Here is a 14069-nt window from a genome sequence, read left to right as displayed (position 1 = left end):
CTTGCTTAAGATGACTTTTCCTTTCCTTTATTCACAATCACAATGTTTTGTGTCATGGTGTTTTTAGGGTCTAATTCGTACTTCAGCGTTTCGTCATTGACTTTAATATCGATTCCCGATGCATTTCCTAAGCGGATATCGACTTGGGAAAGATCAGTCAAGTCTGTTTTAAACGATTCGCCATCTTTCAATTCACCCATCTTCAGCACTTTTCCAGATTCGTCTCTCACACGAAGCCATGAAGCTTGTGAGGCAGAAATGGTTAGCTCCATCTCTTCTGCACCTGATACTTCATACGTTGTCGTAGAACCCTCTGTATTCGTTGCCTTCAAAGAAACATCTTCATCGTCTTTAGATGAATCCTTTGAGGAATCGTCTTTTTCAGATGATTTTTCTTGATCATCTGACGAAGCTTTTTCCTTTTTCTTTTGATCCTTTGCCAGCGATGAATCCTCAGACACTTCGTATTTTGATTCTGATTGCTGAGGAGCCACCTGATTATTTTTCTGTCCGCTATCATGATTAACCGCTTGAACGATCACATAAATGATAGCGATCACCACAAGGATCCCTCCAATGATTAAAATCGTCGGAAGCAGCTCCAGTACCTTTGAGGCAGGCTTTGGCAGCTCTCTTTGCGGTTTAATATTTGATAATTTATCAGACACTTCATCGTTATACGTACTTGGTACATCTTTACGAAACTCTTCGAACAATTGTTCAGGATTCAGTCCAACGGCTTCGGCATATTGTTTAATAAACGCTCTGACGTAAAATTTACCTGGAATGATATCATAGTTTCCTTGTTCTATTGCTAGCAAATAGCGCTTTTGGATTTTGGTAGCCGCCATCAGATCCTCCAGCGACATCCCTTTTTCCTCTCTGGCCTCAACGAGCCGTTTTCCCAATTCAGTCAAAACAAACACCTACCATTACCATATTAAAAATCGAAGCCAGAAAAACCAGAATGATCAAACACTTGTGGTTCTTCAGCGTGCTCGTATGTAATTTCTTCGTCTGCACTATTACGCAATTCAATGATGTAGTCGAAATCATCCATTGTATATTCCGAATTTTGAATAAAGATATCTGGATGCTCTACCACCTTTGTAGCAGGCAGTCTCATAATTTCTCTTAAAAGCTGTAAGTGCTTTTCAGAACCTCTTCTTGTCGACACAATCCCATCAATAATAAAGACGTTATCTGGGCTGTATTCATCTGCAATCAGCTGACTGCGAATGGTCTGTTTCAAAAGAGTCGACGATACAAACAGCCATCTCTTACTGGCACATACACTTGAAGCAACAATTGATTCTGTTTTTCCAACCCGCGGCATTCCGCGAATTCCAATCAATTTATGTCCTTCTTTTTTAAATAATTCAGCCATAAAATCAACAAGAAGACCAAGCTCGTCCCTTTCAAAACGGAAGGTCTTTTTGTCATCCGCATCACGCTGAATGTATCTTCCATGACGAACAGCTAAACGGTCACGAAGTTTTGGCTGTCTTAGTTTCGTTACTTTTATCGTTTCCATTGTATTTAAAATTGATTCAAGCCGCTTAATTTGATCTGTGTGGTCACATCGAAGAAGCATACCGCGTCTTGATACATCAACACCATTAATTGTCACAATATTAATTGAAAGCATCCCCATTAAAGAAGAAATGTCTCCTAAAAGTCCGGGACGGTTCACCTGTATCTCATATTCAAAATACCATTCGAGCTTTGCCAAATGATATTACCCCCTTCATTGTGGCAAATTTTTACCTTCCTTTATCATAAAGCATTTTCACATTTTTAGAAAGCACAATGTTGCTAAACGTTTAAAATAAAAAGAGAGGCACAAACGACCTCTCTTTTTGTTTAGTGCGAGCTATTATTTTCAACTAGCTTGACCATCATGTTTGCAATGGCACGCTGCTCATCTTCTGATGCAACGCTCCAAAGGTCAGAAAGTACTCTTTCTTGCTCATTCTTTGCTTCAACTTCATTAGCCAGGTATCCGCCAATTTCATACGCAAGGTTATTGATGGTATCATCTGATAAACCTTTATCCTGTGCATGATTTAAACGGTCACCTAAAAAGTTTTTCCAATGGTCCCAGCTCTCAAGTACAGACATGTCGATTCCTCCATTCGAAAAGATGAATTACAGCCATAGCTTTTGTCATGGAGAGACGAATTATACACGTTTTTTAACAGTACCAGCCGCCATTGACAGATAAAATTTGACCTGTGATATAACTTGACTGCTTGGAGGCAAGAAACCAAATGGCATCGGCTATCTCTTCAGGTGCAGCAAGACGGCCGAGTGGAATCTCCTCTTCCATCATCGCAAGGTCTTCTTGTGTGAAGCTTTTCATCATATCAGTCTGAACCGCACCTGGTGAGACTGCATTTGCTCTAATTCCACTTGGGGCAAGCTCTTTGGCAAGCCCTTTAATGAAGGCATTTTGAGCACCCTTGACCATACTGTACAGTACTTCACACGAGGCACCGGTTTCCCCCCATATTGAGCTAACTGCAATAATATGACCTGACTTTTTTTGAATCATGGCAGGCAAAATAGATTGGGTAAGCTCATATGGACTTGTCACATGAAGCTGCACCATGCTGGCTAGAACTTCTTTTTCAGTATCTGTCACTAAACCAACATGACTCTTTCCGCTATTTAAAACAAGAATATCTGGATCAAGCGGCAGGCGGCTGACAAGCTCCGCTGCTCCGCCTGTTTTCGCTAAATCAGCTTGAACGACGTGCGTTTCTACTTGATATGTTTCTTTGAGATCAGCGGAAAGACGACTAGCCGCTTGTTCATTTTGATGATAATGGAGCATCAGATGGCAGCCTTCTTGGGCAAGCTTTTTGGCTGCCGCCTGCCCAATTCCGCCACTGGCACCAGTAATCAGCGCCCAACGACTCATACTTTGTTCCTACTTTCTTTATGGAATCCTTATTCTTTTCGTTTAAATGGGAACCAATTGGCTGAACCGAACAATTTGACCATCACAGGTACGAACAATGGTAGCACAACGAGTGCATACAATAAAAGTCCAGTTAGAACAAGTGTTGCAATTTGTAAGAGTGACAATACACCTGAAGGTAGCATCGCTGCAAATGTTCCTGCCAAAATGACGGCAGCAGACATAATAACAGATCCCATATTTTTCATTGATTCAGTCATGGCAAACTGGATGTCTTTTGTTTTGTATTCATTGAAACGTTCCATTAAGAAAATTGAATAATCGACTCCAAGCGCCATTAAGATGACAAAGCCAAAGAATGGAACAGCCCAGTTGATGCCCGGATATCCGAAGAAATGGGTGAAAATAAATTCAGTTATACCAATGGCGGTAAAGTACGTTAAAATCAGCGATCCAACTAAGTAAAGCGGCATCACGAGCGAGCGGAAGAGAATCACTAGTATTAAGAAAATACCGATCATCATGTAAAGAACCGTCTTATTGAAGTCTTGGTCTGACAGCTGTTTTAAATCAGCGTTCATACTTGAAACACCAGATACGCCAAATGAAACATCTTTTAGGTTTGTTTCAGGAAGTGCACGTTTGACCGAAGCTTCTACTTGTTTAATTGTTTTCATGGCGTCGTTTCCATATGGATTGTCTTCTAAAATGACGTCAATCTTTGTCATTTTGCGGTCATCCGACATATAGGAATCGAACACTTGCTTGAATGCTTTATTTTTTAGGACATCTTTTGGAATAAACCAACCGGCCATGTCTTGATCTGGCGCGTTTTTCAGTTCATCTAAGTAGTCTCCTGCACCCATTAAGCCGTTTGAAATTTTCTCAAGGCCGTCGACACTTTTGTTTAGACCATCTGTCAGCTTGGTCAGATTGTCACCAAAGCCGCCAATTTTTTCTTTCATTTGTTTTTGACCATTAATGATGTCGCCGGCTCCATTTGCAAGTTTAGGCATACCATCAGCTAACTGCCCTTGGCCTTTAGACGTTTGATCTAGCCCGTTTTCAATGGCTTCTAAGCCAGCAATCAGCTCATCAATTTGATTTGTAAACACTTTTTGCTGCTCTGAAGCTTTTGCGATAAAAGCATCTGCTGCTTCAAGCTGTTTTTTTGCTTCTTTTGCTTGTTTTGCATAGCTGTCAGCCTGTTTGGCTCCTTCTTGCAAGGTAGTAGAAAGTTCCTTATATGAAGCTTTGATGGCTTGATATGATTGATTTTCTTTCACTTGCGGAATTTGCTGCTCAAGTGTACTGAACTGTTTATTCGCTTGACTGATCAAAGCTTTCACATCCGCTGCGGCAGAGGATGACGTATCGACTTGTGCCAATGCTGCTTTTAATTCTTTGGAAATGCTTTTATACAGTGCCACTTGCTGATTCACTTGTGCGACTTGATCTGTTAATTCCTTTTTCGCACCCTTTATTCTTTCTTTAATTTCAGAAACGCCTTTTTTGTTTTGATCGATATAGGTTTGCAGTTCTCTCATCGTTTTTTCGACGTTTTGAATACCTGATTTTACGGATTCGGTTCCAGAAATCAATTTGTTAATGCCTTTTCCAGATGATTGAATTTGTGGTGTTTGATCCTCGATGGATTTACTCATGGTTGTAAGAGCATCTTGGATCTTTTTCAACCCTTCGTTACTTTTATCAAGCCCGCTATTTAGCTCTTTGGCTTGAGATTTCACGTACAGATCATTCAGCCCTTTACCAACAGGACGAGTGGCACTTCTCACTTTACTCACGCCATCTGTTTGTTCAATGGCGCGGCTTAGTTTTTCAACAGCAATCAGACCTTCGTTATTGTCTAAAAGATCGGATGATTTCACGACAACAGTTGCTGGAAGAGCTTCACCTGGTCCAAATTTGTCAGAGATCGTATTAAATGCATTGACGGATTCGTATTTATTGCCGATTTCGTCTAGGTTGTTATATGAAAGTGTTCCTTTATACATAAGAATCGCTGGAAGGGTAATAATTGCAACGATTAGCAAGCTGAGAAGTGGTTTCTTAAATGAAAAACGACCAGCTGTTTCCCACATTTTCGATTGCGGGTGGGCAATATCGCCTTTGATCGGCCAAAATAACACTTTTCCTAAAACCGCCATAAAGAATGGAACGACAGTGAGCAGTGCCACAATTAACACGGCGACACCAACCGCCACGGCTACAGCTGATTTATACAGTTGGAATTCGGCTAAACCGATACACGTAAAACCAATGAGGACAGCAATTCCGCTGAATAAAACGGTTTTACCTGCCGTCTTATATGTTGTAATAATCGCCTCAATCTTATCTTTTCCGTGAGATAGTTCTTCTTTAAACCGGCTTAGCAATAAGATGCAGTAGTCGGTTCCAATCCCAAACATGATGGCGACCATAAAAATTTGGGTAAAGGTCGAGAGCGGAAAATCAACATACTTTACTAGGTAAGCCACAATGGATTGGCTGACCAAATAGGAAAGCGCCACGGCCACTAAAGGAACGAATGGTGCCACTGCGGATCTAAAGACAAGCACAAGAACAATTAAAATAAATCCTATTGTAATGAATTCCGTTTTTTTCAGACCTTCTTGTGAGCTTGTGATGACATCATCGTCGATTAGCGGCTGCCCTGTCATTTCAAATTTCAGGTTCAGGCTCTTAAGCTTTTCATTGACTCTTTCTTTAAAATCGGATGCTTTGATTTTGTTCGAGTCGTATGTAACTGGAACAAGAAGTGTTGTTTGATCTTTAGAGAGCATCTGTTTTTTAATATCTTTGTTTGCATCAAAATAAGAAGTGATGTCTTCAACATGGAGATCTTGATCCTTTTCTAAAATCTCCATCGCTTTCTTTAAAGAGGCTTCTCTTTCTTTAACGATATCCTTTCCTTGAAAGACAATGACGATCGATTTTTCCGTATCCCCATTTTCAGACATGTTCTTTAATAATTGATCGGCGTAGGAAGAAGGATAACCATCTGGAACAGAAATCTGCCCTTTTTCTTTTGTTAATTGCGCCATATTAGGAGCGGTGATTAATAATACAGCCGCTAGTACGACCCAAAGGATCGTGATCAGCCATCTACCCTTTATGATTGCTCTCATTACTATGTTGTGCCTCCTCTTCGATGATAATCTGATAAATCTTTTCATATGTTTGAATAAATGATTCGATTTCTTTTTCATCAAACTTTTCTAAATATGACCGAACAAGATCCTGAAGCTGCTTTTCCATTCGGCTGACCACGTCTTTTCCTTCGGGCGTCACATAGAGATGAACATTTCTTCGATCAGCTTGATCATGCTCACGATAAATATAATCTTTATTAAAAAGACGATTGGTCATGGATGTCACAGCACTTTTATTGACATTACATTCGATGGCAAGGTCTGTTGATGTACATCCCGGGTGTAAATTGATGTATCGAAGCGAGTAATATTGATCAAGTGTCAGTTCTTTATCGAGCTTTTCCGTGATCATACTCGATACTTTTTTCTCCATCATGAGATAGACGTCCGCATATCTCTGGATGAGCTGGGCAATTTTATTTTGTACCATATGCTGCTCCTTTAGTTTGATTGTTTAACTATTAAAGAGTTTAACTAATACCCAAAACAATTGTCAATCAATATCTTCGCATATAAAGCGCTTTCTTTAGCTGGACACAAAAAAGACAAACTCTTATACGTTGAGTTTGTCTTTTTTTCATTTATTTTGCTTTCGGCACGACTTTGAAAACTGACATTCTTTCTTCATCAATTTCTTCGTCTAAGATTGCCTGAATATCTGTTAATTGGATTTGCTCCAGTACTGGCACGACATCAAATAAGCTCATTTCTAAGAATGCGTATCGAGTGAATTGATTGGCGATGTACTCCGGGGAGTTCATCGCTTTTAAAAAGCTGCCAATTTTTTTCTTGCGAGCAAGTTCAATCTTTTCTTCTGTGATCAGGCTTTTTGCTTGAAGAAGCGTTTCTTTTAATTCATCTGCGAGTTGATCAGGGTCATTTGTGTCTCCGCCAACTGAAGTGAAGCCAAAACCGCCTTCTTCCGTATAATCGTAACTGAATGTCTCATCAATCAAGCCTTTTTCATACATACGCTCATATTGCAGAGAACTTTTACCAAACAATGTCTCTAAAATAAGATTCATGCCAAGCTCATGTTTGAGGAGCTGTTTTCCTTTTTTATGCGGGTTTTTCGTTTTCAAACCAAACATACATTTAGAGCCTTGTACATTCATTTTCAGTTCGTATTCTTTTCGGTATACACGATCAGGTTCATTGATCTCTTTCCGCTGAATATCCGGCTGATCGGTAAATGGTTTTTTTGCCTGATTCGCTCTTACTTGGTCTAAAATTTGCGCCGGATCAACAGGACCCACTACAAAAAGAAGCATATTGCTTGGGTGATAGAACGTTTCATAGCATTCATATAAATGGTCTTTCGTAATTGGCGCAATGCTTTCAACGGTTCCAGCAATATCAATTCTCACTGGGTGCTCTTGATAGAGGTTTTCGATCAGACCAAAGAATAAACGCCAATCTGGATTGTCATCATACATGTTGATTTCTTGACCAATGATGCCTTTTTCTTTTTCGACCGTTTTTTCAGTAAAATAAGGCTCTTGCACAAAATCAATGAGTGTTTCAAGATTCTGTTCGACATTGGCCGTGCTTGAAAATAAGTATGCCGTTCTCGTAAACGTCGTAAATGCGTTTGCGGCTGCTCCCTGTTTACTAAATGTATGAAACACATCACCATCTTCTTTTTCAAACAGCTTATGCTCTAAGAAATGGGCAATTCCATCAGGCACTCGGATCATGTCTTCTTTGCCAAGCGGCACAAATTCATTGTCAACAGAGCCATATTTTGTTGTGAAGGTTGCATATGTTTTGTTAAACCCTTGTTTTGGCAGCACATAGACGTCAAGTCCGCTGTCCATTTTTTCGTGATACACCGTCTCTTGCAGCTGATCGAATTGAATTGTTTTCACTGTCATGAAGCACCCTCCGTTCCTTTAAGAAAATAGGTCGTATCCCATTCGATTTTTTGACCCACTTTGATGATGTCCTCTTTTGTCACTCTGTCTAACGCATCTAAAAAGGAATCGAGGCTCTCCCCTGTTGGCACGACGGCATGCTGATATAAGTATTCCGCTGTTCCATAAGACGTATCAATGGTTTCGAGCAACTGATTTTTGACGACAGCCTTTGTCTGTTCAATTGCTTCATCAGAAAAATCGCCTTTTTGCATGGCATCAAATTGTTCTTTGATAATGTCTACTGCCTGCTGATAGTTGCCGACTTCAATTCCTGACATGACCATCATCAAACCTTTAAAGCTCTCAAGTCTAGAGACAGCATAGTACGCAAGACTTGCTTTTTCCCGCACATTGATAAATAGCTTTGAATGAGAGAAGCCGCCGAATATGCCATTAAACAAATGCAGCGCCGGATAATCTTCATCCGCTATCGTTGTATGTGTGCGAAAGCCAATGTTCAGCTTTCCTTGTTTTACATCCTCTTCATCAATGACTTCTTTTGGCTCTATTTGTGATCTTGATGATTCGGTATTTTGTTTGACCGGCTCTCTTTCACTTGTTTTAAAGTATTGCGAGACCATTCGATTGATGTCTTGTTCATCAACGTCTCCCACAACATAGAGATCCAGCTGGTTGGACTGAAGTGCATGCTCGTATGCTTTAAAGAGCGCTTCTGACGTAATCGCTTCGACGTCTTCCATTTCACCATTGACGTGCAGTGCATATGGCTCACCTTTACACATTTCCTGCACAAGTCTTAAGTTTGAATAGCGCATTTTGTCATCATAAACGGCTTGAATGCGCTGTTTCAATGTTCGTTTTTCTTGCTCAACGTACAATTCATGAAATACCCCGTTTTCCACGTACGGGTGGAATAATAGTTCAGAAAGTAAGGCAATCCCTTTTTCTAGTAAAGGGGTTTGATCCTTTAAATATTTTTCATTCGCCATTTCTAGACGGAAGGTAATGATGTGATTTTCACCTTTTTTCGCCATGTCTGCGGAAACGGTCGCCCCATAGAGCTCGTCGAAATAAGCACGAAGCTCTCCCGTTTTCGGCATTTTTTCTGTTCCTCTTAATAGCACATGCGGGAAAAGAGAACGCATGGTGACGTCATCTTTGGATAAAGGCGCAAGCATTTTAAAAAGGATCGTCACGGTTTTAAATTTTTCTGTTTTGACAATATGAGTATGAAGACCAGGTGTATCAAATGTCTTCTCTTGTAAGTACGTCATGAGAAACCTCCTTTGTTCATCCTATTTATTATGTATTAGAACATAGCTGATATATACGTGAAACAGCCATTTAATAGTCATTATATCAATCAGAGGAAAGGATAGGAAATAAAAACGCCTCTGCTAAAAGCAGAGACGCAAGTTGTTATTTCATTCTAAACGGCCACCAATTCCATTTTCCAAAGATGCGAACCATGACCGGGATAAAGAGTGGTAGAACAACAAAAGCATATAATAAAAGTCCAATGAGTACGACCGTTGCAATTTCAACTAATGATAATACACCCGAGGGCAGCATCGCAGCAAAAGTACCCGCTAAAATAGCAACTGCTGAAATAATGACCGACCCCATATTTCTCATCGCTGATATCATGGATGCTTGAACATGCTCTCCCTTCCATTCATTAAAACGATCCATGAGGAAGATCGAATAATCAATGCCGAGGGTCACAAGGATCACAAAGCTGAAAAATGGAACAGCCCAGCTGACACCATCGTAGCCAAAGAATGTTTTGAAAATCCATTCTGTTAAGCCAATGGATGTAAAATACGTTAATATGAGTGACAGTGTTAAGTATATCGGCATGACGATTGATCTTAATAGTATAACTAAAATAATAAAGATACCAATTAACATGAAAATAACCGTTCTGATAAAGTCACCGTCTGACGTTTCTTTTAAGTCAACATTTAAACTGGAGATACCAGATACACCGTAGTTGGCGTTTTTCAAACCACTTACAGGTAAGTATTGATCAAGGGTTTCCTCGATTTTTGCAACACCTTTCATTGCTTCATTGCTGTATGGATTTACATTTAAAATCACTTCAAAGGTTGTTAATTTACGATCTGGGGACATATACGTATTAAATATTTTCTTAAACTCATGGCGTTTCAATACTTCTTCTGGTATAAACCAGCCCGTTACTTCTTCATCTGGTGCTTCCTGAAGCTGTTTTAAATAGCTGTCCGCCTCGGTAAAGCCGCTTTTTACTTGCTCAAGTCCGGAAATACTTTCATCTAATCCATCTGTTAATAGTGAGAGTTTAGATGATAGCTGGTTAAACCCTTTTTTCACGGCTTTTTGGCCATCTGTCAGCTGATCTGCGCCGTCTTCAATTTTAGGCATTTCTTTGATGAGCTGTTTTTGTCCTTTATTCGTTTCATCAAGACCATCATAAATTTGATCTAAACCTGTCATCAGCTCCTTTACTTGTTGTTTGATTTCTTTTTGCTTGTATGAGAACGTTTGAATGACTTGATCTGCTTTCTTGATCTTTTGTTTAAAGGCAGTTGCTTCCTCTTCATAGACGCTCATTTGCTCTCCAGCTTGATCGATCATTCCTTTTGTGTCTTTGAATACTTTTTTGATTTCTTTATATTCATTCATATCTTTGATTTCTGGAAGCCGGTTTTCAAGCCCTTCAAATGATACGTTTTCGTAGGATTGTTTCACTTTCTTAATCGTTGTCATCAGTTGCTCATTTGATGTTGCGTGACCTTCGAGTGTGCTTACGACTCGTTCAAGATCTTGAATCATGGTTTCACTTTTGCGATATTCTTGCTCTAATTCTTTTTTCGCTTGTTTGATTTCAGTGCGAATGGTTCCTACGCCCTCTTTACTGCGCCTCACACCATCCTCTAAAGAAATGAGTGATTTCCTCACTTCTCCGATCCCACCTTTGATGGCTTTTGTCCCATCAATCAATTGATCAATCCCTTTAGCGGATTCTTCAATTTTTGGTTTTTGTTTGAGAAGTGCTAAGTTTGTTTCGGTCAAGCCATCTGTAATTTTCCCGATGCCCTCATGACCTTTCCCAAGCTCTCCTCCCAGCTCTTTCGCTTGAGAGGTAACGTAGAGCTGACTTAACCCATCTCCAACTGGGCGAGTGACACTGCGAACCGCTTTTACTTCCTCAATGTCATTTAACTTACGGGTCAGTTTTTCAATCATGACAATCTTTTCTTGATTATCGAGCTCATTGTCACTTTCGACAAGCACATTCAGCGGCAGCGCTTCACCAAAGCCAAATTGCTCAGATATCGTATTAAATGCAGACACTGACTCATACTTTGTCCCAATCTCATTTAAACTATTATAAGAAAGAGTGCCGTCATACATCAGAATCGGAGGAACAGTGATGAGTGCAACTACACCTAAGCTGATGAGCGGTCTTTTAAATGAAAAGCGCCCAGCCCATTCCCAAATCTTACTTTGTGGATGACGAATGTTTTCTCTTTTAGACGGCCAAAAAAGGGATTTTCCGAAAACCGACATAAAAAAGGGAACGATTGTGACAAGTGCAATGAGCAGAATGCCAACGCCTACGGCAACGCTGACGGCTGATTGGTACAATTGGAATTTTGCGAAACCAATACTTGAGAAGCCGACTAACACAGCTAAGCCGCTGAAAAAGACCGTTTTCCCTGCACATTGATACGTGATGATAATCGATTCTTTGACATCACGCCCCTGACCAATCTCCTCTTTAAAACGGCTTAAAAGTAATATACAATAATCCGTTCCTATACCGAACATAATAGCTACCATAAAAATCTGAGTGAAATTAGACAGAGGAAATGGTGTATATTCTACGAGAAAAGCCACAATACACCGGCTGACAGCATAAGAAATGCCAATCGTAATAAGCGGGACAACAGGTGCCAGTATCGATCTGAATACAATTATTAAAATAAAGAAAATAAAAATCATCGTGATAAGTTCAGTTTTCTTCAGACCTTGTTGAGAGCTTTTAATGACATCTGAGTCCACAAATTTTTGACCTGTCATTTCATATGAAACGTTGTAGGGCTTTAAAACTTCCTCAATTCGTTCTTTAACCTTCACAGCTTTTGTTTCGTAGTGGTCGAATTTGAATGGAACAAGAAGTGTACTTTTATCCTTTGATAAAAGTTGTTTTTGAATGTCACGTTCTACATGAAAATACGAAGTAATTCCGTCAATGTGGAGTTCTGGGGCATGTGTCATGAGTGCAGCTAAAGCCTTTTTTAATTCCTGCTCTTTGGCAGGGAACAAATGTTGTTCGGAGAATACAATCACACCAGTATCTTTTTTCCCATTATGATCTGAAAGCTTATCCAATAAGTGAAGTGCCTCAGCTGTTGGTGTCCCCTCTGGAACCTTTAACTGCCCTTTTTCTCTTGTTAATTCCTCTAAATTGGGCGCAGTAATAAACAGAATCACAGCTGTTATCATCCACACCATTAATACAATCCATCTTGCTTTAATTATTTGCAACATAGCTGCTTCAAGCTCCTTCTAGTTCATCAATCAATTTGCTGTTTTTGAGCGTGTCTGAAGTGCTGACTTCGTCTCCATCAACGTGCTAATGGCAGGATGACCTATTCAATTGTCCTTTCGTGTTGAAGAAACGCATATCCATCATCAGCCACGAGCTCAATTTCTGACTTAAAACAAAGACAGAAAATGAATGTTTTTGAACACCTCCTATTTGGGATAATTTAAAAGATATTACTATACATTAGTTTAACTATCAAAATTTTACATGTCAATTTATAAAAAAGAAAAAAGATGGCAAAATACCGTCTTTTTTCTATGTTTAAACCGTTTTCAATTGTTCACTTTCATCCTTTTCATCTGGCTGGATAAAAAAGAGGACCAAAAATAATGAAATGAGACTACATATGGTCGATAGAATAAAAACGATGGAGTCTCCTTTATCCATAAGAAATGCGTAAATTGGAGGTCCTAAAGCAACACCGATAAACCGCATGCTGCTATAAAATGACGTAATGGTTCCGCACTGCTCTTTTTCAATACCTTCTGTTATCAACGCATCAAGTGCTGGAAGCACAATGCCAATCCCTACGCCGCCAATACTTAAGCAGACAAACAACACGTAAAAACTGTGATTCCACCATAAAAATATATACGAAAGTGATAAAAGAGCCATACCAACGATGAGAAATATCCTCATTTTCCCCTTTTCTTTCCCGATTGTTTTCCCCGCAATATACGAGCTGATTGATAAGAAAAGGAGCGGGATACTTAGCAGCAAGCCTTTTTTGACACCCGTTATTTGATACGCCGCCTCTAGATTATCTGACAAATAAAAGAGCACGCCAAAAAGAAGAAACATAATAAAACCACCAATAGCAAAAATGGCATAAAGCCAGCGTCCTTCATGCTTAAAAATCGTCTTTGTTGATTTTAAAAACTCTTTAAATGTAGGCGGATCTTCCTCTTTCTTTGCGGATTCAACCATAAACAGTACCATCACAAAGCTAATGATTGAAAAGAATGGAATGAACCAAAACGGTACAAACCAAAACCAAGAAGCGAGAAGTGCCCCAATAATAGGACTTAGTACCTTTCCAGCTGTATTAGAAGTTTCAATGGCTCCAAGTCCCGCACTTACCTCTTCATCATCGTGAAACAAATCGCCAATAAACGGCATAACGACAGGTGCTGCCCCAGCTGAGCCAACTCCTTGAAGGACCCTGCCAAATAGAATCCACATGTAGGGTTCTTTCATGATGGTTGAGGCAACAGCTGCCACAGCTCCTCCAAGTCCTGCGATTAAAAGACACGGCAAAAGCACCTTTTTTCGCCCAATTCGGTCAGATAAATAACCGGCAATCGGAATACACAAAATCGCCACAACGGAGTATACCGTAATAATGAGTGACACTTGAAAGGAAGTGATTGAGAGTTTCTTTTCGATCTCTGGTAATACGGGGATTAGCATCGAGTTCCCAAGTGTCATGATTAGAGGCACTGATGATAATGCAATAATATTCTTTTTACTGACAGTTTTCTCGCCCAACATCATTCACCCAA

10 protein-coding genes are annotated in these 14069 nt (G+C 39.8%); all 10 read right to left on the bottom strand.

Going from position 1 to position 14069, the window contains the following annotated elements:
- Window positions 1–5: 5 nt before the first annotated feature.
- Complete coding sequence (locus tag LCD32_RS07935; protein WP_048003274.1) at window positions 6–917, bottom strand: helix-turn-helix domain-containing protein; 912 nt, start codon at window positions 915–917, stop codon at window positions 6–8.
- A gap of 23 nt (window positions 918–940) precedes the next feature.
- Window positions 941–1732: a DUF3388 domain-containing protein gene (locus LCD32_RS07930; RefSeq protein WP_003211480.1), complete on the bottom strand. Its 792-nt coding sequence runs from the start codon at window positions 1730–1732 to the stop codon at window positions 941–943.
- A gap of 131 nt (window positions 1733–1863) precedes the next feature.
- Window positions 1864–2121: a DUF3243 domain-containing protein gene (locus LCD32_RS07925; protein WP_008344693.1), complete on the bottom strand. Its 258-nt coding sequence runs from the start codon at window positions 2119–2121 to the stop codon at window positions 1864–1866.
- Window positions 2122–2194: 73 nt separating this feature from the next.
- Window positions 2195–2923 (bottom strand): elongation factor P 5-aminopentanone reductase, encoded by a 729-nt coding sequence (gene ymfI, locus LCD32_RS07920; protein WP_019744181.1) that lies wholly within the window; start codon window positions 2921–2923, stop codon window positions 2195–2197.
- A 29-nt stretch (window positions 2924–2952) separates the two neighbouring features.
- Window positions 2953–6072: an MMPL family transporter gene (locus LCD32_RS07915; RefSeq protein WP_224563413.1), complete on the bottom strand. Its 3120-nt coding sequence runs from the start codon at window positions 6070–6072 to the stop codon at window positions 2953–2955.
- Window positions 6050–6526: a MarR family winged helix-turn-helix transcriptional regulator gene (locus tag LCD32_RS07910; protein WP_007499493.1), complete on the bottom strand. Its 477-nt coding sequence runs from the start codon at window positions 6524–6526 to the stop codon at window positions 6050–6052. Before LCD32_RS07910 ends, LCD32_RS07915 begins: the two co-directional genes overlap by 23 nt.
- Before the next feature lie 151 nt (window positions 6527–6677).
- On the bottom strand, window positions 6678–7970 hold the full coding sequence (gene yfmH / locus LCD32_RS07905) for an EF-P 5-aminopentanol modification-associated protein YfmH (protein ID WP_007499495.1): 1293 nt from the start codon (window positions 7968–7970) through the stop codon (window positions 6678–6680).
- On the bottom strand, window positions 7967–9247 hold the full coding sequence (gene yfmF / locus LCD32_RS07900) for an EF-P 5-aminopentanol modification-associated protein YfmF (protein WP_008344702.1): 1281 nt from the start codon (window positions 9245–9247) through the stop codon (window positions 7967–7969). Before yfmF ends, yfmH begins: the two co-directional genes overlap by 4 nt.
- A 145-nt stretch (window positions 9248–9392) precedes the next feature.
- On the bottom strand, window positions 9393–12509 hold the full coding sequence (locus LCD32_RS07895; protein ID WP_224563409.1) for an MMPL family transporter: 3117 nt from the start codon (window positions 12507–12509) through the stop codon (window positions 9393–9395).
- Window positions 12510–12828: 319 nt separating this feature from the next.
- Window positions 12829–14058: an MFS transporter gene (locus LCD32_RS07890; RefSeq protein ID WP_172793306.1), complete on the bottom strand. Its 1230-nt coding sequence runs from the start codon at window positions 14056–14058 to the stop codon at window positions 12829–12831.
- Window positions 14059–14069 lie beyond the last annotated feature (11 nt).

It is taken from the genome of Bacillus sp. RSS_NA_20, from assembly GCF_020165915.1.
GTDB lineage: Bacteria > Bacillota > Bacilli > Bacillales > Bacillaceae > Bacillus > Bacillus altitudinis.
Note: the sequence above shows the minus strand (reverse complement) of the source record. Positions and strands in the feature narration are given on the sequence as shown.

Bases quoted from the DNA above. Each gene is read 5' to 3' on its own strand.
- yfmH (WP_007499495.1), bottom strand. From the start codon at position 7,970: ATGACAGTGAAAACAATTCAATTCGATCAGCTGCAAGAGACGGTGTAT.
- LCD32_RS07910 (WP_007499493.1), bottom strand. From the start codon at position 6,526: ATGGTACAAAATAAAATTGCCCAGCTCATCCAGAGATATGCGGACGTC.
- yfmF (WP_008344702.1), bottom strand. From the start codon at position 9,247: ATGACGTACTTACAAGAGAAGACATTTGATACACCTGGTCTTCATACT.
- LCD32_RS07895 (WP_224563409.1), bottom strand. From the start codon at position 12,509: ATGTTGCAAATAATTAAAGCAAGATGGATTGTATTAATGGTGTGGATG.
- LCD32_RS07890 (WP_172793306.1), bottom strand. From the start codon at position 14,058: ATGTTGGGCGAGAAAACTGTCAGTAAAAAGAATATTATTGCATTATCA.
- ymfI (WP_019744181.1), bottom strand. From the start codon at position 2,923: ATGAGTCGTTGGGCGCTGATTACTGGTGCCAGTGGCGGAATTGGGCAG.
- LCD32_RS07915 (WP_224563413.1), bottom strand. From the start codon at position 6,072: ATGAGAGCAATCATAAAGGGTAGATGGCTGATCACGATCCTTTGGGTC.
- LCD32_RS07925 (WP_008344693.1), bottom strand. From the start codon at position 2,121: ATGTCTGTACTTGAGAGCTGGGACCATTGGAAAAACTTTTTAGGTGAC.